This is a genomic window from Kitasatospora sp. NPDC059973, from assembly GCF_042737525.1.
GTDB lineage: Bacteria > Actinomycetota > Actinomycetes > Streptomycetales > Streptomycetaceae > Kitasatospora.
Genome location: NZ_JBHWUI010000083.1, coordinates 1 through 24908, shown reverse-complemented (window position 1 = coordinate 24908; position 24908 = coordinate 1). Strand labels below are relative to the sequence as shown.

The following is a 24908-nucleotide window of genomic DNA, read 5'->3' as shown; positions in this document are numbered from 1 at the left end:
TCCGTCTCAGGGCCAGGACCTGGTGTTTGGGACAACATGCCGATGAGGTTGGAGACACGGGAGCGGCCCCCACGGCCCGGGCCGGAGCCCCTTCAGGCCCTTCCGGCGCCTCCGCCGCCCGCCTCCGATGTTGGGACTGACCGAATGGGCTCCGCCTGGAAGCAACTGCCGGACGACCTCTCCGTGCCCGCGCGGCGCCTGACGGAGGAGCTCCGTGCGGTCAAGGACGCCACCGGGTTCTCGCTCTCCGAGCTCGCCTCCCGGACCCACTACAGCCGGGCCTCCTGGGAACGCTGGCTGAACGGCAAGCGGGTCATCACCGAGCAGGCGCTCGACGCCCTGATCAGGGCGGTCGAGTGCGACGGCCCCGCGCTGCGGGCGCTCTGGGAGCAGACCGCGGCGGGTGCGCGGGACGCGGCCGGCGCCGACGGCGTTCCGGCGGACACGGCGGCGCAGGCGTACCCGGACCCGGACGGCCCGGCGGTCCAGGAGCCGGCGGTGGAAGGGGCCGGGGCGGACCCGGCCCCGGAGCCGGAGGCGGAACCCGCGGAGCCCGACGGCGCCGAACCGGTGGTCGAGGACCGGCCGGAGCCGGCGCCGTCCGTCCGCTGGTGGCGGCGGCCGGTCGCCCTGGTCGGCTGCGCGGCCGCGGTGGCCGCCCTGATGGTGCTGGCCGGGGTCCACTACACCCGCGGCGACGGCGCCGAACCGGCCGCCGTCGCCCAGGTCACCGGGTCCGGGACGGCCACCACGGCCACCCCGACCGCGCGGACCGCCCCGACCGAGTCGTCCTGCCAGGCGATGGGCTGCTCGCACAAGGACCCCAAGGCGACCGGCTGCGGCGCCGACGCCCGCACCCTGCTGACCGGCAACATCGGCAAGGTGGTGATCTACCTCCGCTACAGCCAGCGCTGCCAGGCCGCCTGGGCCGCCATCACCGAGGGCGCGCCGGACGACTGGGCGACCATCACCAGCAGCGGCGGCGAGACCGAGACGGCGCTGATCCACTGGGGCTACGACAACTACTCGGCGATGGTGAACGCGGCGGACCCGAACGCCACCTTCCGGGTCTGCGGCCACCAGCCGGCCGGGGACGCCTGCACGGCGGGCGTCTCCGGGCTGGCCGAGATGATCGCCTCGACCCCGATCCCGATCGGCCCGGCCTCGCCGCCGGCCACCCCCGCCGCCCCGGTGCCCAGCTCCTAGTCGAGGTAGCCGCGAAGCTGCTCGGCGAAGGCGTGCTCCCGGAGCTTGACCAGGGTCTTGGACTCGATCTGGCGGATCCGCTCCCTGGTCACGCCGAACAGCACGCCGATCTCCTCCAGGGTCCGCGGGCGGCCGTCGTCCAGGCCGTAGCGGAGCTGGACGACCTGGCGCTCGCGGTCCCCCAGCGTGGCCAGCACCGCCTCCAGGTGCTGGCGCAGCAGCAGGAAGGTGGCGGACTCGGCCGGTGAGGCCGCGTCCGCGTCCTCGATCAGGTCGCCGAGCGCGACGTCGTCCTCCTCGCCGACCGGGGTGTGCAGCGAGATCGGCTCCTGGGCCAGCCGGAGCAGCTCGCGCACCCGGGCCTCGGTCAGCTCCAGGGCGACGGCGATCTCGGCCGGGCCCGGCTCGGTCCCGCTCTCCTGGAGCAGCGCGCGCTGCACCCGGACGACCCGGTTGATCAGCTCGACCACGTGCACCGGCACCCGGATCGTCCGCGCCTGGTCGGCCAGCGCCCGGCTCATCGCCTGGCGGATCCACCAGGTCGCGTAGGTCGAGAACTTGTAGCCGCGGGCGTAGTCGAACTTCTCCACCGCCCGGATCAGGCCGAGGTTGCCCTCCTGGACCAGGTCCAGCATGGTGAGGCCGCGGCCGATGTAGCGCTTGGCGACCGAGACCACCAGACGCAGGTTGGCCTCGATCAGCCGCCGTTTGGCGATCCGCCCGGTCACCACCAGGGTGTCCAGCTCCCCGGCCAGCGGGTCGGGGGGCGGCGGCTCGCGGTTGAGCCGCTCCTCCGCGAACAGGCCGGCCTCGATCCGGCGGGCCAGCTCCACCTCCTCGGCGGCGTTCAGCAGCCGGATCCGGCCGATCTCGCGCAGGTACTGGCGGAAGAGGTCCGCCGCCGGGCCGGTGGCGGCCGCCGGGCCGGGGTCGGGCTCGGCGTCGAGGTCCGGCTCGGCCTCGGCCCCCGGCTCCGCCGCCCGACCGGCGGCGGGCACGGGATCGGGATCGGGGTCGGCGGGCACGGGGTGGCCCTCCGGGAGGCCCTGCGCGGGCACCCGGGCACCGTCGGCGGGCGGCGGGCCGGCCCGGCCGTGGTCGTCGTCGTGGGGGGCGAGCGGATCGGTGGTCGGGCGGGCGGTCGCGGCTAGGCCTTGGTCCACGGGCATCCCTCGGGGCGGGCGCGACTCTGGCGGACCCGCGCGCTGGACGGAGGTGGGACGCCCTCCAGTGTGCGGTACGCCACGCTTCGTGGCCGAGACTCGTGCGCGGACTTTCTCCGGCGGGCCGCGAGGGCCGCTCCTCCGGGAGGCACCCGCGCCGGCGCCGGACCGGACCCGGCGTCAGAGCGCGGCGGCGCCCCGGCTGCGCAGGCTCTGCCCGTACTGCTGGAGCTGCCACAGCTCGGTCTGCACCGCGTGCAGTTCCTCGGCGGAGGCCCGGGTGCCGAGCCGCTGGAGGTGCCCGCGGACCTCCTCGACGCGGCGGTCGACCGCCAGCAGCCGCAGCTTGACCAGGAACTCCCCGGCGTAGATCGCGTCCACCTTGCGGCGCGAGCGCACCGGTTCGACGATCAGCTCGGTGACCAGCGAACGGACCCGGTCGTCCGGGGCCGCCTCGCGGACCGTACTGGTGAAGTCGGGCAGGGTGGCCCCGTACGCGGCGCCGCCGGCCTGGCCGATGGCGCGGCGCACGGCGGTGTACGGCGGCGTGGGGAACTCGTCCTCGCCGTAGTGGTCGAAGGCCGGGCTGACCAGGTCCGGGTGCTGCAGGGCCAGCTTGAGCAGCTCGCGCTCGACGAACTGGGCCGGGTCCCGCGGGTTGAGCCGGAAGGCCGGCGGGGCGGAGCGGACCGGCTGGGCCTGCTCGGGGCGGCGCTGCTGGCCGTTGGCGCGCGGGTTCTGCTGGCGCTCGCGCTCCCAGCGGGCCAGCTGGGAGATCCGGCGGACCACGAACTGCTCGTCCAGGATGCCGAGCATGCCGGCCAGCCGGACGGCGTACTCGTGCTGGATCGAGCGGTCCTTGATCTTGGCGACGATCGGCGCGGCCTCCTCCAGGGCCGCCGAGCGGCCCTCCGGGTTCTCCACCCGGTGCCGGGCGACGGCCGAACGCAGCGCGAACTCGAACAGCGGGACGGGGTTGTCGATCAGCTCCCGGACCGCCTCGTCGCCCTTGGCCAGGCGCAGGTCGCACGGGTCCATGCCGCCGGGGCTGACCGCGATGGAGGTCTTGGCGGCGAACTTCTGGTCGTCCTCGAAGGCCCGTAGGGCGGCCTTCTGGCCGGCCGCGTCGCCGTCGAAGGTGAAGACCGTCTCGCCGCGGTACTGGGAGGTGTCCATCAGCAGCCGGCGGATGATCTTGATGTGGTCCTCGGCGAAGGCGGTGCCGCAGGTGGCCACCGCCGTGGTGACCCCGGCCAGGTGGCAGGCCATCACATCGGTGTAGCCCTCGACCACCACCGCCCGGCCCGACTTGGCGATCTCCTTCTTCGCCAGGTCGATGCCGTACAGCACGTGGGACTTCTTGTAGATCGGCGTCTCGGGCGTGTTGAGGTACTTCGGGCCGTTGTCGTCCTCGCGCAGCCGGCGGGCGCCGAAGCCGACCGTCTCACCGGCGATGTCGCGGATCGGCCAGACCAGCCGGCCCCGGAAGCGGTCGATCAGGCCGCCGCGCTGGCCCTGCGAGGCCAGGCCGCCGAGCAGGATCTCCTTGTCGCTGAAGCCCTTGCCCCGCAGGTAGCGGACCAGGTTCTCCCAGCCGGCCGGGGCGTAGCCCACGCCGAAGGTCGCCGCCGCCGCCTCGTCGAAACCGCGCTCGGCGAGGAAGCGCCGCCCGATCTCGGCCTCCGGCGAGCCGAGCTGCTCCCGGAACCAGGCGGCGGCCACCTTGTGCGCCTCGACCAGCCGGGTGCGCTCGCCCTGCTGGTGGCGGGGGCTGTAGCCGCCCTCCTCGTAGCGGAGCGTGATGTTGGCCTGGGCGGCCATCCGCTCGACGGCCTCGGCGAAGGTGAAGTGCTCGATCTTCATCAGGAAGGCGATGGTGTCGCCGTTCTCCTGGCAGCCGAAGCAGTGGAAGACGCCCTTGGCGGGGTTCACGTAGAAGGAGGCGGACTTCTCGTCGTGGAACGGGCAGACGCCCTTGTACTCGCCACCGCCACCGTTGGTGAGCTGTACGTAGTCGCCGACCACCACGTCGATCGGCAGTGCGCTCCGCACCGCCTGTACGTCTTCGTCCCTGATCCGCCCGGCCACCCCGGAAGTCTACTGGGGCGGCGCGGGTTACCGACCGCGCCGGGGCGGCCTCCTCACGACCGGGGCGGCCCCACCAGTCTGGCGTGCAGCGCCAGGGCGGAGGCGTCGGTGAGGGTGGCGATCTGGTCGATCACCGCACGGAGGGCGCCGCGGTCGTCCTCCGCCTCGCGGTAGAGGGTGGCGAAGACCGGGTCCAGGCCCTCGGGCGCCCGCTCGGCGAGGACGTGGGCCAGCTCGGCGATCACGATCCGCTGGCGGGCCCGGAGCTGGGCCTGCTCGTCGCGCTGCATCACGAAGCGCACCGCGACGGCCTTGAGCACCGCGCACTCCAGCCGGACGTCCCGCGGCACCACCAGCTCGGCCGCGTACCGGCTGAGCCGGCCGGGGCCGTAGCGGGCCCGGGTCGCCTGCTCGGCGGCCAGGCAGAAGCGGCCGATCAGCTGGCTGGTGAGGTCCTTCAGCCCGGCTCGGGCGCGGGCCGAACCGTCGTAGGCGCTCGGCCACCACTCCTGGCCGAGCAGCCGGTCCAGCGCGGCGGCCAGCTCCTCGGGCTCGGCGTCCGGCGCGTAGCGCTCGGCCACCTTGAACAGCTCGGCGCGCTCGCTCGGGGCGCGCAGCACGGCCGGCTCGATGTGGCCGGCCTGGAGGCCGTCCTCCACGTCGTGGGTGGAGTAGGCGACATCGTCGGACCAGTCCATCACGGTGGCCTCGAAGCACTTGCGCCCGGGCGGGGTGCCGGCCCGCAGCCAGCGGAACACCGGCAGGTCGTCGGCGTAGACGCCGTACTTGGACGAGGCCGGGTCGACCGGGTGCGCGCCGTACGTCCAGGGGTACTTGGTGGCGGCGTCCAGTGCGGCCCGGGTCAGGTTGAGGCCGACGCTGCGGCCGGGCCAGGGGGCGAGCCGGGCGGGCTGCTCGTCCTGCGGGGCGAAGCGCTTGGGCTCCAGGCGGGTCAGGATGCGCAGCGACTGCGCGTTGCCCTCGAAGCCGCCGCAGGCCTCGGCGGCCTGGTCGAGGGCCTCCTCGCCGGTGTGGCCGAACGGCGGGTGGCCGATGTCGTGGGCCAGGCAGGCGGTCTCGACGAGGTCCGGGTCACAGCCGAGGGCGGCGCCCAACTCCCGCCCGACCTGGGCGCATTCGAGCGAATGGGTGAGCCTGGTCCGGGGGAAGTCACTGCGCATCGGGGCAACGACCTGGGTGGTGCCGGCGAGTCGGCGCAGGGCCGCGGAGTGCAGCACGCGGGCGCGGTCGCGCTGGAAGGCCGTCCGGCCCGGGCGCTTGTCCGGCTCGGGCACCCAGCGGGCCTCGGCGGCGTGGTCGTACGGGAACGGGGCGTCGGGGAGGCGGTGTGCAGTGTCGTCCATATGCCAATCACCGTACGCCGCCGCTCCGACAGCCGGGATGTGCCGCGCGCGAAGGGGTGCGGGCCGGGACGTGAACCCTGGCCGTCCGGCCGGGTGCCGGACCGGCCCCAGCCGGCGGGGGCTCAGCCCCGGACGGCCTTCAACACGGCTGCTGCCACGCCCTCCTGGCCCCTCGCGTTGGGGTGGATCGCCGCCAGCCCGGGGGCCGGGAACGGCGGCTCCACCCAGCGGGCCGCCTCGCCGGCGCACATGTCGTGACCGGCCGAGGGCGCGGCCGCGTCCACGAAGACGGCGCCCGCCGTCTCCGCGCGCCGCTTGAGCATCGCGTTCAACTGCTGCTCCTTCTCGGCGATGAAGCCGAGGTCGGCCGCGGCCAGGGCCCGGCCGAGCACCGGTACGCAGCTCGCCGGGTCGGCCGGCAGCAGCACCGGGTAGCCGACCACGTAGACGCGGGCCTGCGGGGAGCGGCGCTTGACCTCCTGCAGCACCTGGCCCAGCCGTTCGCCGGCGGTGTCCACCTTGCGCTGCACCTGGTCGGCGGCGCCGCCGGCGGAGGCGTAATGGTCCTTGCACGGCGCCGGCGCCCGCCCCGAGCCGATCAGGCTCTTCACCACGTCCGCCAGGTTCTCCTTGGCGCACTCGCCGACGACCTCCATGAACCCGGCGTCGTTGCCGCCGATCCCGACCGTGACCAGGCGGGTGGCCGGGGAGAGCGCGTCCAGCTGCGGCGGGTTGACCCCGCCGCCGTCGGTCTCCTGGGAGCCGGTGAGGTCCCCGGTGCGGGCACCGCTGCAGCTGACGTCCTTGAACCGGTCGTCCGCCAGGCCGAGGGCCTTCGCCACCAGGGACGGGTAGTTGACGGCCGAGCGGGCGCAGCCCCTCGGTTCGCCCACCTGCGGGGCGATCTTCAGCCCGGAGGTGTAGGAGTCCCCGAGGGCGACGTAGGGGCCGGTGGGGAGCGGGGTCGGGGTGGGGGTGGCCCGCACCGGCTCGGGGCCGCCCGGTGACCGGGCAGCGGTACCCGCGGCACCGCCGCCGCCGCTGCAGGCGGCCAGCAGCAGCGCGGCCAGCCCGGTGGCCAGAACCGCGGTCGGGCGTGTGGACACGGACATGGAATCCCCCCGGGGGCCGGAGCCGGCGACGCGATCTCTTCACGGCGGCCCGTCCCCCGGGCACCTCACCGCCAACGAACGACGGCGCCCGAACTCTCCCGCCCGGGGCGGAGAGTCCGGCGGACGCCGGCGCGCGGACTACTCCGGGCCGCGCTCGTGCTCGGCCAGGAACTGCTCGAAGCGCCGGCCCAGCTCGTCCGCCGACGGCAGGTCGACCGGCTCGGCCAGCAGGCTCTCCCGGCCCTCCGCCCCCGCGACGGCGTCGTACTGGCCCTCCATGCCGCGGATCGCGGAGCGCAACTCGCCGTCCCCGTGGGCCAGCTGCTCCTCGATGTCGGCGTACACCTCGCCCACCCGCTCACGCAGCCGGGTGCCCGGCAGCACCAGGCCGGTGGCGGACTGCACGGCCTCCAGGATCAGCACCGCGGCCGCCGGGTAGGCCGAGCGCGCCACGTAGTGCGGCACGTGTACGGCGAAGCCCAGCACGTCGTGCCCGGCCTCGGCCAGCCGGTACTCGAGCAGCGCCTGCGCGCTGCCCGGCACCTGGGCCTGCTCGAACCACTGCGGGTAGCCGGCGGCGAGGTCCAGCCGGGTGCCGTGCGGGGTCAGGCCGACCGGGCGGGTGTGCGGCACGCCCATCGGGATGCCGTGGAAGTCCAGCGTGAGCCGGACCTCGAAGCGCTCGACGAGCCGGCGCACGGCGGCGCCGAAGCGCTCCCACTCGACGTCCGGCTCGGGCCCGGTGAGCAGCAGGAACGGCGAGCCGGCCGCGTCGTGGACCAGCTGGAGGAGGATCTCCGGCGGCTCGTAGGAGGCCCAGTGCTCGCGGTCGAACAGCATCGCGGGGCGGCGGGCCCGGTAGTCCACCAGGCGGTCGTGGTCGAAGCGGGCCACCACCTGCGGCTCGCCCTCCTCCAGCAGGTGGGCGACCACCTGGCCGCCGGCCTCGCCGGCGTCCATGAAGCCCTCGAAGTGGTGGAGCAGCACCAGGCCCGCGCCGGTGTCGGCCAGCGCGGCCTTCGCCGCGGCCACGGCGGCCACGCCCTGCTGATCCAGCTCGTACAGCTCCTGGGGATCACGCACCGCGCACCCACACCCCGTTCTCTACTCGTCGACCGGTACCGGCTTGTCGTCGTCTCCAGCGTGCCGGACGCCGCCGGAATTCCCGCCGGCCGCGGCCGTCGCGCGGCCGCTTCCCCGGGGAACGCCCGGCGACCCGCCGGGGTGCCCCGGCGGCGCGCCGCGATGCCCTCCGGACCATGATCGCACCCGGCGGCAAACCCGCTGGTCACGGGCGCCCGAAGCCCCTCCCGGGCGTGCGTCCGGAAGGCCCGCGCGCCCATTCGTGTGCCGCGAGGTGACGCACCGCCTTCTGGCGGGTATCGTCCTCTCGCTGCCTCGCATCGCCGCGTCGTCGTCACGTCGTCCGTAACGCCGTCGATCACGTCCCGGCCCGGTGCTCGGCCAGTCACCCACGACGCATCTTGCCTTCATCTGGCCGCCTGCTCCCCTTCGCGCTCACGTTTCCTCTTCGGCCATCTCGCGGACGCACACTGTCCCCTCGCCCATCCCGCCGGACCGGTCCGTCGACCCGTGTCCGTTCCGGCACCGCGCTGCCCGCCTCCGGGGCCGCCGCCCCCACCCCGCCCGACCGGTCCTCCGGCGTGCGCGGTCCCGGGCGGGCGGATTCCGGGGCCGGGGCGAACGTCCACGCAGCCCGAGCCGCACCCCGGCGCGGGACGCGCCCTCCGACCGATGAAGGACCGATGGTTCCGTGCCCGTACCTGTCATCCTCACCGGCCGCACCGTGCGGCTGGAGCCCCTTGCCGCGCACCATGCCGAGGCCATCGCCGAGGCCGGCGCCGAGGACCGTACGACCTACGCCTTCACCCCCGTCCCGCACGGCCTGGAAGCGGCCCGCGACTACATCGCGCGCGCCCTCGCCGACCGGGCCGCGGGCCGGGCGCTGCCGTTCGCGACGGTGAACCTCGCGGACGGCCGGGTGGTCGGCTCCACCCGGTTCCTCGAACTCGACTACTGGCAGGGCCCGGTCGTCTGGCCGCCGGTGCCCGGCGTGCCGTTCGGCGATCCGGCCACGGCCGTCCCGGACGCCGCCGAGATCGGCAACACCTGGCTCTCCCCGCGTGCCCAGGGCACCGGCGTCAACGCCGAGGCGAAGCTGCTGATGCTGCGGTACGCCTTCGAGGAGTGGCGGGTGCAGCGGATCTCGATGCGCGCGGACGCCCGCAACCTGCGCTCCCGGGCCGCGATCGAGCGCCTCGGCGCGACGTCCGAGGGCGTCCGCCGGGCACACTCGCGCGGGCTGGACGGGGTGGTGCGCTCCACCGCGTTCTACTCGATCCTCGACTCCGAGTGGCCCGCCGTACGGGACATCATCGAGCTGCGGATCGCCGCCGCCACCTCGCCGAGCGCCCCGGAACGCGCGCTCAACCAGGAGTGCCTTAGACACGGCGGCGGTGCTGGGCAGCTGATCACGGCCTGACCGGCGGCCCGCCGGTCGCGGCGTGCTCCAGCAGCCGGGCGAGCAGCCCGGGGCCGGCGCCCGCCGGCGGCGACCAGCGGCCGGGGGCGGCCTCCACGACGGCCGAGACCGGACGCCAGCCGCCCCGGACCCGGGCGACCGCGACCTCCCAGACGGCGTAGCCGCTCCGGTGGCACAGCCGGACGGCGCCGTCGCGGGTGTGGACGCGCCCCAACCGGGGGTCGAGGGCGGCCGACGACGGGCCGGTCCGCAGCCGCTGCCACTGCGCGTCCGTCCACACCACGTCGGGGACGGCATGCGGGCGCGGCACCAGCATGCCGTCGCGGCCTGGGCCGTCCGGGACGCCGCCGGGCTCCGGGAAGGCCCAGGCCGGCAACGGCTCCCGGGCGGCCAGCCAGTCCCCCGGGATGCCGGCGGTACCGGTGCGCGCCGCCACCCACGCCGCCGGTGATCGCGGCGACCGTGTCCATGTCCCCGCCGGCCGCGATCGCCTCCCGGACGGCGGCCGGGTAGTCGGCCAGCCGCCGGGCGGCGCACCAGAGCGCGTACGGGACGGTGTCGGCGGCGCTCGTCGGCTCCCGTTGCCGAGCACCCGGGCGGCGGCCTCGACACCGGCGCCCGGCTCGGCGAGCAGGCCGACCGCCTCCGTCAGGCCGTTCCGGACGGCGCCGGCGGGCGTGTGGTGGCGGACCGCCGCCAGGAAGGCCTCCGGCGTCACCTCCCCGGCCCGCGCGCGCACCGCGAGGGCGGCCGCCACCGCGACGGCGATCGCGCCGTCCACGGCCTGCGGGTGGGTGTGGGTGATCACCGCCGTCGCGGCGGCCAGCCGGACGACCTCGTCCAGGTCCGCGGCGCACGCGGCCCCCAGCGGTGCCACCCGCATCGCGGCGCCGTTGCCGTACGAGCCCTGGCCGTCGAAGAGTTCGGCGGCCAGGGCCCGGGCGTCACCGCCCTCGCGGATCAGCCGCAGCAGCCGGTTGGCCGCCGGGCCGTACCCCCGGTCGAAGTCGTGGCGGCAGGCGAAGGCGTAGGTGAGGTCGAAGCTGTCGAGGGCCCCGCGTTCGGTGTGGGCCGCGTACACCGAGCAGGCCATCTCGGTGTCGTCGGTCCACGGCCAGGGGCCGGGCGGGGCGGTGCGGGCGGCGAAGTGGGCCGCGGCGGTTTCGGGGACGAAGAACTGGGCGCCGAGGGCGTCGCCGACGGAGAGGCCGTTGAGCGCGTCGAGCGCGGGACCGGTGTGGAGGGAAGTCATCGCGGCCAGCCCATCCGCTGGAGCGGCGCGCGTCAACCCGATTGGCGGCCCGCTCCCCCGACGGGCGATGTTCCGCATACCCCCGACCCGGGCGGGAAGCACCCCGGCATGACCCGCACGGACCTCCTCGACCCCCTGCTGCTGCTCGGCGCCGACCAGCAGCACATCGTCACCCGGGCACAGCTGCGCCGGCTCGGGGTGCCGTCCGGCACCATCGCGCACCGGCTGCGGCCCGGCGGCCCCTGGCAGCAGGTGCTGCCCCGGGTGATCTGCCTGCAGAGCGGGCGGCTGACCCCGCATCAGCGGCTGCGCGCGGCGCTCGCGTACGCGGCGCCGAAGGGGCGGTCGGCGCGGCCCGGCGAGGTGCTGCTGACCGGGGAGGCGGCCCTGGCCTCGGCCGGGCTGCCGTCCGCCGGGCACCCGGCGGACCTCGGGGACGTCGACGTGCTGATCGCGGGCCCGCGCCGGGTCGCGGACCGGGGTTTCGTCCGGATCCACCGGGCCGCCGGGCCGCTGCCGGGCGGGTTCGAGCGGGACGACGGGCTCTGGAGCACGACGGTCGCCCGGGCCCTGGCCGACCTCGTACCGCGGGAGGGCGGCCGGCGCCGGTTCCGGGCGCTCTGCGCGGAGGCGGTCCAGCGGCGGCACTGCGACCTCGGCGAGCTGCTGGACCAGTTGCTCGCCCGGCCGGGGGCGCTCGCGCTGCCGCAGGTCGCCCAGGTGGTGGAGGACCTCACCGCCGGAGTGCGCTCGGTCGTCGAGGGCGAGGCCCGTGAGCTGGTCCACGGGGCCGGCCTGCCGGAACCGCTCTGGAACCCGGTGCTGTTCCTGGACGGGCGCTTCCTCGCCGTCCCCGACGCCTACTGGCCGCAGGCCTGCGTGGCACTGGAGATCGACTCCCGGGCCTGGCACTTGCGCCCGGCCGACCACGAGCGCGGGCTGGCGCGGGTCAACCGCCTCACCGCCGCCGGACTCCCCGGTCGTCCGCGCCACGCCGGTGCAGCTGCGGCGGGAGCCGGAGCCCGTGCTGCGGGAGCTGCGGACCCTGCTCGCCACCGGCCCGCACGGGCCGCACGCGCGGATCGGCTGGCGGCGGGCCTGCGGGGGCGGCGGTGTGCGGGCGTAGCGACTTGCGGGCGTAGCGACTTGCGGGCGTAGCGGTGGGCGGGCGCGATCCGGTCGGCGCGTGGGCTCAGGCCGGGTCTTGGGCGGCGCCGGCGGACTCGGCCGCGGCTACCAGCCGCTGGAGTTCGGCGAGGTGGGCGGCCAGCGCCTTGCGGCCGGCCTTGGTGGCGCCGAGCCAGGTCCGCGGACGCTTGCCGACGTACCCCTTCTTCACCACCACGTATCCGGCCTCCTCCAAGGCGGCCGCCGCCTTGCTGAGCGTCGAGTCGGAGACCTCGCAGTGGTCCCGGACGGTGGCGAACTCGGCCTCGGTGCAGGCGCTCAGGAAGGCCAGCACGATCAGCCGGGTCGGGTGCTGGAGCAGCGGGTCGAGCGCGGCCGGCATCAGCGGGCCGCCGGCATCCGGCGGATCGACGCGGTGAGCCGGTCCGTGGCCACCCAGAAGGCCGCGCCCGCCGCCACGCCCACCGCCGCGCCCATCCAGCGCGCACCGCCGCCCGCCAGCCAGGCGAGCAGCAGGGCGGCCAGGCCCACCAGGATCACCGCGAGGACGGCCAGGACCACCGGCCGACCGATGCCGGGCGCCAGGCGGTGCACGATGCCGCCCTGGTTCACGGCGACCCGGGCCAGCGCACCCGTCAGGGCGGCGAAGAGCGCCCCGAACAGCCCGCCCAGCCAGCCCATCCCGGCTCCGATCGCCTGTCCGACGCCGGTGCCGTAGACGGTGAACGCCACCGCGAAGGCCGGTCCGTACCAGCCGGGAAGGCGGCCCGGTGCCTGGGCGGCGGCCCTGGCCCGGTCGGCCAGGCGCAGCGCCTCGGCGGCGGGCAGGTCGACGGCGGACGGGTCGGCGGGTTCGGCGGCGTTCATGGATCCCCCTGGAGTGCCCGGGGCCCCGTGGGCGCCCCGGCGTTGCTGGTACTTCTACTATGGCATCTACTTTCCGATGTGGAAAGTACTTTCCAGGGCCGATGACTCAGCAGCGGGCGTCGATCTCCTGGAAGGAGCCGTAGTGGTCGGCCGTCCAGTACTGCTCACCGGTACCGCCGGTGACGACGCGTCGGGCGCCGCGGTCGCCGGAGCCCGGGGTCACGACGGTGTACTCGTGGTAGTAGCCGGAGGCCTTGCGCGGGAGGCGGTTCTCCCGGTTCTCGAAGACGATGCCGTCCGAGCGGTACGGGTAGGGGCCGCCCTTGGCGATCAGGCCGAGGGTGTCGACGGCCTGGGCGGGCAGCTTGGTGCGGCAGACGTCGGCCAGCGCGGGGTCGGTGGGCACCCAGCCGCCGGGCGGGGCCGGAGTGGTGCCGGCGGGCGGGGAGGGCTTCGGAGCGGAGGGCTTCGGGCCGGTGGCGCTCGCTCCGGTGGAGGCGGCGACGGTGGCTTTCGGGCTGTCCGCCCCGTCGTTCGAGAGCTGGCACCCGGCGAGCGCGGCGAGTGCGCAGAGGAGGACGGCCACCAGGGCGAACAGGCGGTGCTTGCTGGTCATGCGCTCCAGCTTGGCAGCCGGCCGGGCCGTGGCCGGCCAGCCACACGCGTGGCCGCGGCCACACCCGCGGCCGCTCGTCGGGTGCGACGGGCGGGCGGCGCGGGTGGGCAGAGGGACGGTATGGCGGGCCGGGCGGGCAGACCCGGGCGGCCGGGCGGGCACGCTCTTCGGCCCGGCGGCGGCCGGGCGCGCAGACCTTCGGGCAGAGTCCCCGCGGTTCCCCGCCGTTGCCCGCCGTTCCCCGCGGGTCTTCCGCACAGACAGACGAGCGGGGCGGGAACGGACGCCATTGTCCGTTCCCGCCCCGCTCGCGTTACGTACGCCGGTTCTCCTGCGCCGAGCTCCGGTGTACGCCCTCCCCGGTGGGAGGGGGTGCGGTCAGTGACCGCGTCGGCGGCGCCCCGGCCGATGCCTGGCCGGGGCTCCGCGTCAGCGCGAGTCGCTGCCCGCCGTCTCGATGGCGGCGCGGCCTGCCTCCAGGCGCGCCACCGGGATCCGGAAGGGGGAGCAGGAGACGTAGTCCAGCCCCACCTCGTGGAAGAAGTGCACCGACTCCGGGTCGCCGCCGTGCTCGCCGCAGACGCCCAGCTTGAGGTCGGGGCGGGTGGCCCGGCCGGCCTGGACGGCGTGCTTGACCAGCGCGCCGACACCGTCGCGGTCGATGGTCTCGAACGGGGAGACCCCGAAGATGCCCTTCTCCAGGTAGGCCGTGAAGAACGAGGCCTCCACGTCGTCCCGGGAGAAGCCCCAGACCGTCTGGGTCAGGTCGTTGGTGCCGAAGGAGAAGAACTCGGCGGCCTCGGCGATCTGGCCGGCCGTCAGGGCGGCCCGGGGCAGCTCGATCATGGTGCCGAGCTTGATGTCCAGCTGGACGCCGGTGGACTGGGCGACCTCGGCCAGCACGCGATCGCACTCGTCGCGCACCAGCTCCAGCTCCTGGACGGTGCCGACCAGCGGGATCATCACCTCGGGGCGGGGGTCCCCACCGGCCAGCTTGCGCTCGGCGGCGGCCTCGGCGATCGCGCGCACCTGCATGCCGAACAGGCCGGGGATGACCAGGCCGAGGCGGACGCCGCGCAGGCCGAGCATCGGGTTCTGCTCGTGCAGCTTGTGCACCGCCTGGAGCAGTCGCAGGTCGTTCTCGTTCGGGTCCTTGCGGGCCTCGGCGAGGGCGACGCGCACCGAGAGCTCGGTGATGTCCGGCAGGAACTCGTGCAGCGGCGGGTCGAGCAGGCGAACGGTGACGGGCAGCCCGTCCATCGCCTGGAAGAGCTCCAGGAAGTCGCCCTTCTGCAGCGGCAGCAGGGTGGAGAGCGCGGTCTCGCGGTCCTTGTCGTTGTCCGCCAGGATCAGGTGCTCGACCTCCTTGCGGCGCTCCTCGCCGAGGAACATGTGCTCGGTGCGGCAGAGGCCGATGCCCTGGGCGCCGTAGCGACGGGCGCGGCCGCCGTCCTCGGAGTTGTCGGCGTTGGCCCGCACGGCCAGCCGGCGGCGGCCGTCGGCGTGCGACATCAGCCGGTGCACGGCCTGGACGAGACCGCCCTGGACGTCGGCGCCGGCGTGCAGGGTGCCCTCGAAGTACTCGACCACCGGGGACGGCAGGACGGGTACCTCGCCCAGGTAGACCTTGCCGCTCGCACCGTCGATGGAGACGATGTCGCCCTCTTCCAGCACCAGGCCGTCGGAGGTGGTCATCCGGCGGCGCTTGGTGTCGACCTCCAGCTCCTCGGCACCGCAGACACAGGTCTTGCCCATGCCGCGGGCGACGACGGCGGCGTGCGAGGTCTTACCGCCGCGCGAGGTGAGGATGCCCTCAGCGGCGATCATGCCGTCCAGGTCGTCCGGGTTGGTCTCGCGGCGGACCAGGATGACCTTCTCGCCGGAACGGGACCACTTGACGGCGGTGTAGGAGTCGAAGACCACCTTGCCGATCGCGGCGCCGGGCGAGGCGGCCAGGCCCCAGGCGATCTGCTTGGACTCGGCGTTCGGCGCGAAGCGCGGGAACATCAGCTGGGAGAGCTGACCGCCGGTGACCCGCATCAGGGCCTCGTCCAGGTCGATGAGGCCCTGGTCGACCAGCTGGACGGCGATCCGGAAGGCGGCGGCGGCGGTGCGCTTGCCGACCCGGGTCTGGAGCATCCAGAGCTTGCCGCGCTCGATGGTGAACTCGATGTCGCAGAGGTCGCGGTAGTGGTTCTCGAGCTTCTGCATGATCGTCATCAGCTCGTCGTACGACTTCTTGTCGAGCTGTTCGAGATCGGCGAGCGGCAGGGTGTTGCGGATGCCGGCGACGACGTCCTCACCCTGGGCGTTGGAGAGGTAGTCACCGTAGACGCCGACGGCGCCCGTGGAGGGGTCGCGGGTGAAGGCGACACCGGTGCCGGAGTCCTCGCCGAGGTTGCCGAACACCATGGAACAGACGTTGACGGCGGTGCCCAGGTCGTTCGGGATGCGCTCCTGGCGGCGGTACAGCCGCGCGCGGTCGCCGTTCCAGGAGTGGAAGACGGCGTGGATGGCGAGGTCCATCTGCTCGCGCGGGTCCTGCGGGAAGGCCCGGCCGGTCTCGCGCTGGACGATGCCCTTGAACACCTCGACCAGTTCCCGGAGGTCGGAAGCGTCCAGGTCCAGGTCGTTGACGGTGCCCTTGGCGTGCTTGGCCTCGTCCAGGGCCTCCTCGAACAGCTCGCCGTCGACGCCCAGCACGGTCTTGCCGAACATCTGGACCAGGCGGCGGTAGGAGTCCCAGGCGAAACGCTCGTTGCCGGACTGCGCGACCAGACCGACCACCGAGGTGTCGGAGAGGCCGATGTTCAGGACGGTGTCCATCATGCCGGGCATGGAGAACTTGGCCCCGGACCGGACCGAGACCAGCAGCGGGTCGTCGGCCTGGCCGAGCTGCTTGCCCATCTCCTGCTCAAGGGCGTCCAGGTGGGCGCTGATCTCCTTGTGGAGGGAGGCGGGCTCGCTGCCGGTCTCCAGGAAGACCTTGCAGGCCTCGGTGGTGATGGTGAACCCCGGAGGGACGGGGAGGCCCAGGTTGGTCATCTCGGCCAGGTTCGCGCCCTTGCCGCCGAGAAGATCCTTGAGGTCCTTGTTTCCTTCGGTGAAGGAGTAAACAAACTTCTGCTGGGACGGCACGGGTCGGTCTCCTCGCACACGGTTGCCCTGACGCCGGAGAACATACCCATTTCGAAGGCGCTTCCGCGCCGCCAATAGGCCGTATGAGGCCGGTACCCAGTGGTAACCCAACAGATCGAATGCACGTAAAGGCGTTCACCTCTGTTGGTGAAATCGTCCGGATGACGCGAGCATCCCTTCAAGTCTTGAACTCAAGGAAACAGGAAGATCACACCAGGGGGACGCAGGGTAGCGGTCGGCGGTCCAGCGTGTTGCCCCGGCTTGATTTCCTGCACCCCGAGCACCCGATCCCGCGCCACCCCCTTCGGGAAGCGATTACCTGCCGACCTGTCCATTTCGTCACCTGAAGGGCCGTCAGTCGCCACCGTATGTGGCAAGCGTCACGGACGCATCTCGCCCGTCGGGCGTAGGTCTCCTCCGCCGATCGTCGCACTGCGTCCGGATTCGTACTCTTTCCGTAATACTCGCGCACCAAAAAGGAGCCCTCTTGTCCAGATGGGACAAGAGGGCTGGGACGCGGTGGCGAGGGATCGCCGAGCGCCATTTTCGCCGAAGCGGCCAGATCAACCGCCGGAGGTGTCCGATTCGGCGTCTGCGCTGGGGAGAGCGCGGTCATACGGATCGTCCAACCAGCCCTCCGGCAGAACCACCCGGTTGTTGCCGCTCGTTCGCCCGCGCGGCCCATCCGCGCCGGCCGGCCAGAGCTGCGACTGCTCCACCATGGACAGGGTTTCGGCCAATTCGGACAAGGAGGAGGAGTTCGCCAGCTTCACCCGCAGCTCGGAGCCGACCGAGAAGCCCTTGGTGTACCAGGCGACGTGCTTGCGGAAGTCGATCACGCCGCGGGTCTCGTCCCCCAGCCACTCCCCGAGCAGCTGCGCGTGGCGCACCATCGCCCGCGCCACGTCGGCGAAGCTCGGGCGGGCGTAGTCGACCTCGCCCTCGAAGATCGAGACCAGGTCCTTGAACAGCCACGGCCGGCCGAGGCAGCCGCGCCCGACCACCACACCGTCGCAGCCGGTCTCGCGCATCATCCGCACCGCGTCGTCCGCCGACCAGATGTCGCCGTTGCCGAGCACCGGGATGTGCGCCGGGACGGACTCGCGCAGCCGGGCGATCGCCGACCAGTCCGCCGTGCCCCCGTAGTGCTGGGCGGCGGTGCGCCCGTGCAGGGCGATGGCGGCCACGCCCTCCTCGGCGCCGATCCGGCCCGCGTCCAGGTAGGTGAGGTGGTCGTCGTCGATGCCCTTGCGCATCTTCATGGTGACCGGGAGGTCCCCCGCGTTCGCCACGGCCTCGCGCAACAGCTCGCGCAGCAGGTTGCGCTTGTACGGCAGCGCCGAGCCGCCGCCCTTGCGGGTCACCTTGGGGACGGGGCAGCCGAAGTTGAGGTCGATGTGGTCGGCCAGGCCCTCGTCGGCGATCATCCGGGCGGCCTTGCCGACGGTCACCGGGTCCACTCCGTACAGCTGGATCGAGCGCGGCTTCTCGCTCGCGTCGAACTTGATCAGCTGCATGGTCTTGGCGTTGCGCTCGACCAGGGCCCGGGTGGTGATCATCTCGCTCACGTACAGGCCCTTGCCGCCGCTCTGCTCGCGGCAGAGGGTGCGGAAGGGCGCGTTGGTGATGCCGGCCATGGGTGCCAGGACGACCGGCGGCCACACCCGCATCGGGCCGATCGTCAGCGGCGCGAACTCGGAGCTGGTCGCGGGCGCGGCGGCGGCCGCGTTCGCGGCGGCGGGTGCCGTGGCGGGCGCGGGCGCGGATGCCGTGGCGGGCGCGGGCGCGGACGCCGTGGCGGACGCGGTGGTGTCGAGCGTGGCTGTCATGCGCGGCTGACCTCGTGGACGGGGGCTCGGGACTCTTCATTGTCCCCCACCGCGCGCCGGGGCCGGTCGGCGCTGCTCACCGGGCCTTCCGGGGGCCGGTCGGTGAGCCTTTGTCCGGGGCCCAAGTCCGTGGGCCCAAGTCCGTGGGCCCGCGTCCGTCAGCCCGCCGCGGTGACGATGCGCACCGAACCCGAGGTGGTCACCACCCGGACGGTGTCGGAGCTGGTGGAGTCGGCCAGCTCGGGATCGATGTGGCGGTCGCCCGGACCGGCGGCGCCGCTGAAGTCGAAGGCGTACCGGGAGCCCTTCGGGAGTCCGATCGTCACCGCCCCGGAGGTGGCACCGGCGTCCACCAGCTGCGGCGGCCGCACGAAGCCCAGGTCGATCTCCCCGGAGAAGGCCCTCACCTCCACCCGCGGCGAACCGAGGTCGGCGGCCTTCAGCTCCCCCGAGGTGGTGCGCGCGTACACCTGTCCGGAGAGCCCGGTCAGCCGGATCGCGCCCGAGGTCGCGGAGAGCCGGACGTCCCCGGTGAGGTCCCGGACCTCCAGGGCACCGGACGTCCCCCCGCCGGACACCGAGGCCGCGGCCGGTACCTCCAGGTCGATCGAGGCGCCGCAGCCGACGTCCACCGCCGGCAGCAACTGGTTGCAGCGCATCCGGACGGTGAGGACGTCCCCCTGGAAGATCGCCGAGACCGTGGGCTTGCGGACCGTCCAGTCCAGGTACTGCCTCATCGTCACCCGTCCGGGGACGCCCGGCTTGATCCGGACCGCCGCCGTCCCGGTGTCCAGCTCCACCCTGGTCACCGCGACCTGGTAGGAGTGCTCGGACACCGCCTTCTGCTGCACCACCACCGCCCAGGTCTGCACGGCGCCGAACAGCATGGCGAAGGCCAGCGTGAGCGTCCCGGTGATCTGCCAGGCCCGACGTGCGCCCACGGCTACCCGACCTCCAGGAACCGCAGCACCGCGAGCACCCGGCGGTGGCTGTTGTCGGCCGGCGGCAGTTCGAGCTTGGTGAAGATCGAGTTGATGTGCTTCGCCACGGCGCTGTCGCTGACCACCAGGGCGGCGGCGATCGCCGCGTTGGAGCGGCCCTCCGCCATCAGGCCGAGCACGTCCCGCTCGCGCGGGGTCAGCTTCTCCAGCGGATCGCGGTGGCGGCGGACCAGCAGCTGGGCGACCACCTCCGGGTCCAGCGCGGTGCCACCCTCCGCCACCCGCTGGAGGGCGTCCACGAAGTCGTCCACATTGGCCACCCGCTGCTTGAGCAGGTAGCCCACCCCACTGGTGTTCGTGGCCAGCAGATCGGCCGCGTACCGCTCCTCGACGTACTGCGAGAGCAGCAGCACCGCGACCTCCGGCCACTGCCGGCGGATCATCAGTGCGGCCCGGACGCCCTCGTCGGTGTAGTCGGGCGGCATCCGGACGTCCGCCACCACCACTGCCGGACGGTGCTCCTCGACGGCGGCGAGCAGCGCCTCGGCGTCCCCGACCGCGGCCGCCACCTCGAAGCCCACGGCCTCCAGGACCTTGACCAGACCGACCCTCAGCAGGACCGAGTCCTCGGCGATCACAGCACGCACGGCAACTCCACGGTGATGGTGGTGGGGCCCCCGAGGGGGCTCAGAACGGACAGCGTGCCGTCGACCGAGGCGGCGCGCTTGCGCAGCCCGGTCAGGCCGGTGCCGCGCGCGGCGTCCGCGCCGCCGACACCGTCGTCGCTGACGACCAGGCGCAGCCGGCCGCCCGCCGTCCGCACCGAGAGGTCGACCCGGGAGGCACGGGCGTGCTTCGCGACGTTGGTCAGCGCCTCGGAGACGGTGAAGTAGGCGACCGCCTCGACGGTCGGGGCGACCGGCTCGGTCAGGGCGACGTCGACGCGCACCGGCAGCGGCGAGCGGGCGGCGATGCCGGACAGCGCCGCGTCCAGGCCGCGGTCCTCCAGAACGGCGGGGTGCAGGCCGCGCACGAGGTCCCGCAGTTCGTCGATGGCGGCCTGGGCCTCCTCGTGCGCGTCCACTATCACCTGCATGACCTCGGGCGGGGCGTGTTTGAGGGTGCGCCGGGCCAGGCCCAGGTTCATCGCCAGCGAGGTGAGCCGCTGCTGGGCGCCGTCGTGCAGGTCGCGCTCGATCCGGCGGCGCTCGGCGTCGACGGCGTCGACCAGGCCGGCCCGGCTCTCGGCGATCTCCTCGACCCGGCGCTCCAGGGCCTCCGCCCGGCCGGGGCCGAGCAGCCGCAGGGCCGTCCACTCCTCCAGCCGGGCCAGCAGGACCGTCGCCCACGGCAGCACGAGGAGCAGCAGCACACCGCCCACGGTGATCGCGACGTCCAGCGTGACCAGCGCCCCGCGGACCGGGCTCGACGACGGCATCAACCACGTCCAGCCGTAGACGGTGGCCATCACCAGGCCCGCACCCCAGGCGTAGAGCAGCCCGACGGCGCCGAGCGCGAGCAGCGGGCCCGCGAGCAGGTGGTAGCCGACCTGGCGCCAGCTCACCCCCGTGCGCAGCCCGGTCAGCAGACCGGCCGAGGTCCGGACCGGACGGAGCAGCGGCGGCACCTCGACCCCGCGCAGGGCGCGCAACCGGCCGCGCTGGGCCGTCGTCAGCAGGCGCATGCCGGCCAGGCTCAGGCCGAGGATCAGCAGGAACACCTTGAAGTAGAGGACGGCCAGCCAGATCGGCGCGGCCAGCGGGACGCCGGCGGCTATGAACCGGGTGTCGCGCCAGACGGCCGCCCACAGCGGCCGCCCGACGCTCCTGGCGAGCGCGCGGCGCAGCGGGGTGGAGGGCATGACGGACAGCGTAGGGCGCGAAGATCGACGGCCGCCATGAAGGGGAGTGGAGACCTGGGGTGTAGCTGGGTACACCCCTGATTCGGTGTGATGCACTACCGACAGCGAGCGCCGTCCACGGAAGTCTTGACGGCATGACGAGCACTCCTTCGCACCCCACCACCGCGCCGCACCCGCGGCCCGCCGCCGGTCTCGGCGACGCCGGCGCCGCGTGGGCGCGGCCGGTCGGCCTGCTCGGGTCGGCGGGCCGGCTCGGGCTGCTCGGGCCCTGGTCGGTGCGGGGCGTTCGGGCGTCCCGGGGGCGGGCCGCGCTGGAGGTGTACGAGCACGGCGAGTTGGTCGACGTCGTGGTCGCGGCCCGGCTCGCCCCGGAACTGCTGCGCGGCGCCCGACGGTGCCCGGCCCTCGGCGCGCGGGAGTCGTACGGGCTGGTCTGGGGCCGGCTGCCGCAGGGCGGCCCGGCGCCCGCCGTGGGCTTCACCGCCGGGCGGCTGCGCCGGGCGGGGCGGCGGGCCAGGGTGGTCGAGGCACCCGAGGTGGTCACGGTGGCCGGGGAGTTCTGGCTCGCCTGGGCGCGGGGCCCGTTCGACGGCGTCCTGGTGGAGCACCCGGCCGGCCGGGTGCGGCGGTCGCTGGAGCGGGTCCGCCCGCGTGGCCGGAGCGCACGATGAGCGCCGTCCTGCCGGGAGCCCGGCCGACGCCGTTCAGCTGGCCTGCTCCGCGCGTCCGGCCGACCCGGCCGACCGCCCCGGCGCTGCCCGGCTGGGCTCCGCAGGTGCCCGCTCTGGCGGCGCTGGCCCTGCTGCCCTGGCTGGCCGTGCTGGTGCTCTGCCACGAGACCGTCTGGGTGGTCCTCGACCTGGGCGAGCTGAGCGCCCTGCTCTGGCTGGACGCGCTGCTGCGCCGCCGCAGTCCGGCCGCGCTCGGGCCCGCCTGCGTAGTGGCGCTGCTGCTCGCGGGCGACGCCCTGGCCGACGTCGGCACCGCCGGACGCGGGCTGCCGCTGCTCGCCGCCCTGGTGATGGCCTGCGGTGTCGAGCTGCCGCTGGCCGTCCTCTGCCTGGCGCTCGGTCGGGGCGCGGCGGCTGCCGAGCCGGTGTCGGGGCCGGTGCCGGGCACGACGGGCCGGCTCGGCGGCGGCCGGGCCCGACGGGCGGTCCGACGGCCGTCCGGGTCAGAGGCCGTCCGCCATGAGGGCCATCCGTGCCCGGGTCTCCTCGTCCCTGGGGGTGTAGGCGATCAGGCGGGTGCTGGGGCGGGGCCCGAGCCAGAAGCTCGTGTAGTCGCAGTGCAGCAGCCCGACCCCCGGGATGAGGAACTGCTTGAGTCCGTTGCCGGGCCGCTGGACGTCGTGCCGCTGCCAGGCCGCCTCGAAGTCCGGCGAGGCCTTGCGCAGCCGGGCGAGCAGTGCCTTCCAGGCCGGTTCGGCGCTGTGGTCCGCCATGCCCGACCGGAACCGGGCCACCATTCCCTCGCGCTCCTGCTCGTGGTTCACCAGCACGTCCCGGAAGCGCGACGGTGTGAACGCCATCCAGACCAGGTTCCGCTCCTCGAACGGCAACTCGTCGACGTTCCCGACCAGGTGGGTGTAGGAGGGGTTGTGCGCCAGGATGTCGTACCGGGCGTTGATCACCGCCGCCGGCATCGGCGCCATCTGCTCCAGCACCAGCCGCACCGCCGGGGTCACCGTCGGGCACTCCAGCACCGGAGCGGGGTCCTCGGCGGCCGCCAGGGCGAACAGGTGCGACCGCTCGGCCGGATCGAGCCGCAGGGCACGGGCGACGGCGTCCAGTACCTGGGTGGAGACCTGGATGTCCCGGGCCTGCTCCAGCCACGTGTACCAGGTGACCCCCACGGCGGCGAGCTGCGCGACCTCCTCGCGGCGCAGCCCGGGCGTCCGGCGGCGGCCGGTCGTCGGCAGGCCCACCTGCTCCGGTGCGATCCGCTCGCGGCGGCTGCGCAGGAACGCCGCCAGCTCGTGCCGTCGGGCCTCGGCGGCGAGCGGGGTCGGCGGAGCGGCTGCGGGGCTCGCGGTCGCGGTCGACCCGGCGGGCGCGGCGGTGCTTCGGACGGGCGCGGTGGTCAGGCTCATGGACTCAGCATGCGCCATGCGGGAGCCGGGTGCCAGGTACTTCTGATACCTGGATAAGCACACTCTGGTACCAGGTTGTCGGACGGAAGATCGTATGACCCGTGACCCAACAACTCGCCGTCGCCACGACCACCACCGCTACCGCGTCAGCCCGCCCCACCGGCTCCACCACGGCCGGCTCCACCACGGCCGGTACCACCACCACCGGTAGCACCACCGCCTCTGCCGCCTCCGGCGCCACCTCGCCGAGCACCACCTCGCCGAGCAGCGCTTCGACCGCCAGCGCTTCGACCGGCAGCGCTTCGATCGGCACCGCCGGGCTGGTCACCGTACTGCTCGGGGCGTTCCTGCCGATGCTCGACTTCTTCATCGTCAACGTCGCCCTGCCCACCATCGACCGCGACCTCGCCGCCGGCCCCGCCGTGCTGGAGCTGGTCGCCGCCGGGTACGGCATCGCGTTCGCCGTCCTGCTCGTCCTCGGCGGACGGCTCGGCGACATCTTCGGCCGCCGACGGCTCTTCGTGGTCGGCGCCGCCGCGTTCGCCCTCACCTCGCTCGCCTGCGGGCTCGCCCCCGGGGCCTGGTCGCTGGTCGCCGCCCGCGCCGCCCAGGGCGCCTCGGCCGCCCTGATCGTCCCCCAGGTCCTCGGCACCATCACCGCCGCCACCCACGGCGCCCGCCGCGGCCACGCGCTCAGCGTCTACGGCGCGGTCGCCGGGATCTCGGTGGTGGTCGGCCAGGTGCTCGGCGGGATGCTGGTCGCCGCCGACGTCCTCGGCACCGGCTGGCGCTCCGTCTTCCTGCTGAACGTCCCGTTCGCCCTGCTCGCCCTCGTCCTCGCCCTCCGGTACGTGCCGGAGAGCCGCTCCCCGCAGGCCGCCCGGGTGGACGTCCTGGGCACCCTGCTGCTCACCGCGACCATGCTCGCCCTGCTCGTCCCGCTGATGGAGGGCCGCGCCGCCGGCTGGCCGCTCTGGTCCTGGGTGCTGCTCGCGCTCTCCCCGGTGTTCGCGGTCGCCTTCGCCCTGGTCGAGACCCGCGCCGAACGCCGGGGCGCCACCCCGCTGGTGCCGCCCAGCCTGCTGCGGATCCCCGAGATGCGGCGCGGGCTCGGCATCGCCCTCCCCTACTTCGGCGGCTTCGGCGGCTTCATGTTCGTGATCGCGATCGCCCTCCAGCAGGGCCTGCGGCTCGGCCCGGTGGCGGCCGGCTGGGCGCTCGTCCCGATGGCCGTCGGCTACTTCGGGGCCTCGCTCGCCGGCCCCCGGCTGATCGGCCGCTTCGGCAGCCGGGTACTGACCGCCGGCGCCGTCGTCCAGGCGCTCGGCCTGGCCGCCCTGATCCTGACGGTGCTCGCCGACTGGTCGCACTTCTCCCCGCTGCGGATGGCCCCCGGGGTCGCGCTCGCGGGCATCGGGCAGGGCCTGATCGGCACCCCGCTGTTCCGGGTGGTCCTCTCCAAGGTGCCCGCCGACCGCGCGGGCGTCGGCAGCGGCGTCCTCGCCACCAGCCAGCAGTCCAGCCTGGCCCTCGGCGTGGCCACCCTCGGCAGTCTCTACCTGGCCCTCGCCCCGACCGTGGGCATGGACCGCGCGCTGGCCCTCTGCCTCGCCGTCCAGCTGCTGGGCTCCTTCAGCATCCTGTACCTGACCACCCGGCTCCCCCGCTCCATCGGGTGACCCCGGACGGCCGGGTCACGACCGGCTCCCGCGCACCCGAGCGCGCCCGCCCGCGACGTCGCGGTCGGG

The 24908-nt window shown here is 74.4% G+C and carries 19 protein-coding genes and 2 pseudogenes; 5 read left to right on the top strand and 16 right to left on the bottom strand.

Features of this window, described 5'->3' with window-relative positions; translation table 11 throughout:
- Positions 1-144 precede the first annotated feature (144 nt).
- A complete protein-coding gene (locus ACFWA9_RS22520; RefSeq protein WP_380389232.1) occupies positions 145-1206 on the top strand; it encodes a DUF2690 domain-containing protein in 1062 nt (353 codons plus the stop codon).
- On the opposite strand, the gene ACFWA9_RS22515 is transcribed toward ACFWA9_RS22520, so the two are convergent.
- The 5 genes from ACFWA9_RS22515 to ACFWA9_RS22495 all read right to left on the bottom strand — a co-directional run bounded on the left by ACFWA9_RS22515 (position 1203) and on the right by ACFWA9_RS22495 (position 8016).
- Positions 1203-2369: an RNA polymerase sigma factor gene (locus tag ACFWA9_RS22515; protein ID WP_380389230.1), complete on the bottom strand. Its 1167-nt coding sequence runs from the start codon at positions 2367-2369 to the stop codon at positions 1203-1205. The genes ACFWA9_RS22520 and ACFWA9_RS22515 overlap by 4 nt on opposite strands.
- Positions 2370-2549: 180 nt before the next feature.
- Positions 2550-4457, bottom strand: a complete 1908-nt coding sequence (dnaG, locus tag ACFWA9_RS22510; RefSeq protein ID WP_380389228.1) for a DNA primase — start codon at positions 4455-4457, stop codon at positions 2550-2552.
- Between the two features lie 53 nt (positions 4458-4510).
- A complete protein-coding gene (locus ACFWA9_RS22505; protein ID WP_329487526.1) occupies positions 4511-5821 on the bottom strand; it encodes a deoxyguanosinetriphosphate triphosphohydrolase in 1311 nt (436 codons plus the stop codon).
- A 122-nt stretch (positions 5822-5943) separates the two neighbouring features.
- Positions 5944-6927 carry an SGNH/GDSL hydrolase family protein gene (locus ACFWA9_RS22500; RefSeq protein WP_380389225.1) on the bottom strand — a complete coding sequence of 328 codons (984 nt, stop codon included), beginning with the start codon at positions 6925-6927 and terminating at the stop codon, positions 5944-5946.
- A gap of 144 nt (positions 6928-7071) precedes the next feature.
- Positions 7072-8016, bottom strand: a complete 945-nt coding sequence (locus tag ACFWA9_RS22495) for a PAC2 family protein (protein ID WP_352289789.1) — start codon at positions 8014-8016, stop codon at positions 7072-7074.
- Between the two features lie 691 nt (positions 8017-8707).
- Here ACFWA9_RS22495 and ACFWA9_RS22490 point away from each other — a divergent pair.
- On the top strand, positions 8708-9436 hold the full coding sequence (locus tag ACFWA9_RS22490; protein WP_380389223.1) for a GNAT family N-acetyltransferase: 729 nt from the start codon (positions 8708-8710) through the stop codon (positions 9434-9436).
- 476 nt (positions 9437-9912) lie between these two features.
- On the opposite strand, the pseudogene ACFWA9_RS22485 reads toward ACFWA9_RS22490, so the two are convergent.
- Positions 9913-9975 (bottom strand): annotated as a pseudogene (locus tag ACFWA9_RS22485) (hypothetical protein); the annotation flags it as partial.
- Positions 9976-10100: 125 nt separating this feature from the next.
- Positions 10101-10688: pseudogene (locus tag ACFWA9_RS22480) on the bottom strand (ADP-ribosylglycohydrolase family protein); the annotation flags it as partial.
- 108 nt (positions 10689-10796) lie between these two features.
- Here ACFWA9_RS22480 and ACFWA9_RS22475 point away from each other — a divergent pair.
- On the top strand, positions 10797-11846 hold the full coding sequence (locus ACFWA9_RS22475; protein WP_380389221.1) for a hypothetical protein: 1050 nt from the start codon (positions 10797-10799) through the stop codon (positions 11844-11846).
- A gap of 34 nt (positions 11847-11880) precedes the next feature.
- Here the strand turns inward: ACFWA9_RS22475 and ACFWA9_RS22470 are convergent, their stop codons facing one another.
- The 8 genes from ACFWA9_RS22470 to ACFWA9_RS22435 all read right to left on the bottom strand — a co-directional run bounded on the left by ACFWA9_RS22470 (position 11881) and on the right by ACFWA9_RS22435 (position 21068).
- Positions 11881-12198: a transcriptional regulator gene (locus tag ACFWA9_RS22470; RefSeq protein WP_329487535.1), complete on the bottom strand. Its 318-nt coding sequence runs from the start codon at positions 12196-12198 to the stop codon at positions 11881-11883.
- Positions 12198-12683 (bottom strand): hypothetical protein, encoded by a 486-nt coding sequence (locus tag ACFWA9_RS22465; RefSeq protein WP_380389219.1) that lies wholly within the window; start codon positions 12681-12683, stop codon positions 12198-12200. Before ACFWA9_RS22465 ends, ACFWA9_RS22470 begins: the two co-directional genes overlap by 1 nt.
- Before the next feature lie 106 nt (positions 12684-12789).
- On the bottom strand, positions 12790-13299 hold the full coding sequence (locus ACFWA9_RS22460) for a ribonuclease (RefSeq protein WP_352289797.1): 510 nt from the start codon (positions 13297-13299) through the stop codon (positions 12790-12792).
- Positions 13300-13728: 429 nt separating this feature from the next.
- Positions 13729-16437: a pyruvate, phosphate dikinase gene (gene ppdK, locus ACFWA9_RS22455; RefSeq protein WP_380389217.1), complete on the bottom strand. Its 2709-nt coding sequence runs from the start codon at positions 16435-16437 to the stop codon at positions 13729-13731.
- 563 nt (positions 16438-17000) lie between these two features.
- On the bottom strand, positions 17001-18107 hold the full coding sequence (gene dusB / locus ACFWA9_RS22450) for a tRNA dihydrouridine synthase DusB (protein WP_380389246.1): 1107 nt from the start codon (positions 18105-18107) through the stop codon (positions 17001-17003).
- A 317-nt stretch (positions 18108-18424) separates the two neighbouring features.
- Positions 18425-19207 (bottom strand): DUF4097 family beta strand repeat-containing protein, encoded by a 783-nt coding sequence (locus ACFWA9_RS22445; RefSeq protein ID WP_380389215.1) that lies wholly within the window; start codon positions 19205-19207, stop codon positions 18425-18427.
- Positions 19208-19209: 2 nt separating this feature from the next.
- Positions 19210-19854 (bottom strand): response regulator transcription factor, encoded by a 645-nt coding sequence (locus tag ACFWA9_RS22440; protein WP_352289806.1) that lies wholly within the window; start codon positions 19852-19854, stop codon positions 19210-19212.
- A complete protein-coding gene (locus tag ACFWA9_RS22435; protein WP_352289809.1) occupies positions 19842-21068 on the bottom strand; it encodes a sensor histidine kinase in 1227 nt (408 codons plus the stop codon). Before ACFWA9_RS22435 ends, ACFWA9_RS22440 begins: the two co-directional genes overlap by 13 nt.
- A 134-nt stretch (positions 21069-21202) precedes the next feature.
- On the opposite strand from ACFWA9_RS22435, the gene ACFWA9_RS22430 reads away from it, so the two are divergent.
- Complete coding sequence (locus ACFWA9_RS22430) at positions 21203-21739, top strand: hypothetical protein (RefSeq protein ID WP_380389213.1); 537 nt, start codon at positions 21203-21205, stop codon at positions 21737-21739.
- 503 nt (positions 21740-22242) lie between these two features.
- Here ACFWA9_RS22430 and ACFWA9_RS22425 read toward each other — a convergent pair.
- Positions 22243-23160: a helix-turn-helix transcriptional regulator gene (locus tag ACFWA9_RS22425; protein WP_352289815.1), complete on the bottom strand. Its 918-nt coding sequence runs from the start codon at positions 23158-23160 to the stop codon at positions 22243-22245.
- A 101-nt stretch (positions 23161-23261) separates the two neighbouring features.
- Here ACFWA9_RS22425 and ACFWA9_RS22420 point away from each other — a divergent pair, with 101 nt between their 5' ends.
- On the top strand, positions 23262-24839 hold the full coding sequence (locus tag ACFWA9_RS22420) for an MFS transporter (protein WP_380389211.1): 1578 nt from the start codon (positions 23262-23264) through the stop codon (positions 24837-24839).
- Positions 24840-24908 lie beyond the last annotated feature (69 nt).

Coding starts and splice junctions, on each gene's coding strand:
- ACFWA9_RS22520 (WP_380389232.1), top strand. CDS start 145: ATGGGCTCCGCCTGGAAGCAACTGCCGGACGACCTCTCCGTGCCCGCG.
- ACFWA9_RS22505 (WP_329487526.1), bottom strand. CDS start 5,821: ATGGACGACACTGCACACCGCCTCCCCGACGCCCCGTTCCCGTACGAC.
- ACFWA9_RS22475 (WP_380389221.1), top strand. CDS start 10,797: ATGACCCGCACGGACCTCCTCGACCCCCTGCTGCTGCTCGGCGCCGAC.
- ACFWA9_RS22470 (WP_329487535.1), bottom strand. CDS start 12,198: ATGCCGGCCGCGCTCGACCCGCTGCTCCAGCACCCGACCCGGCTGATC.
- ACFWA9_RS22465 (WP_380389219.1), bottom strand. CDS start 12,683: ATGAACGCCGCCGAACCCGCCGACCCGTCCGCCGTCGACCTGCCCGCC.
- ACFWA9_RS22460 (WP_352289797.1), bottom strand. CDS start 13,299: ATGACCAGCAAGCACCGCCTGTTCGCCCTGGTGGCCGTCCTCCTCTGC.
- dusB (WP_380389246.1), bottom strand. CDS start 18,107: ATGCGGGTGTGGCCGCCGGTCGTCCTGGCACCCATGGCCGGCATCACC.
- ACFWA9_RS22435 (WP_352289809.1), bottom strand. CDS start 21,068: ATGCCCTCCACCCCGCTGCGCCGCGCGCTCGCCAGGAGCGTCGGGCGG.
- ACFWA9_RS22430 (WP_380389213.1), top strand. CDS start 21,203: ATGACGAGCACTCCTTCGCACCCCACCACCGCGCCGCACCCGCGGCCC.
- ACFWA9_RS22425 (WP_352289815.1), bottom strand. CDS start 23,160: ATGAGCCTGACCACCGCGCCCGTCCGAAGCACCGCCGCGCCCGCCGGG.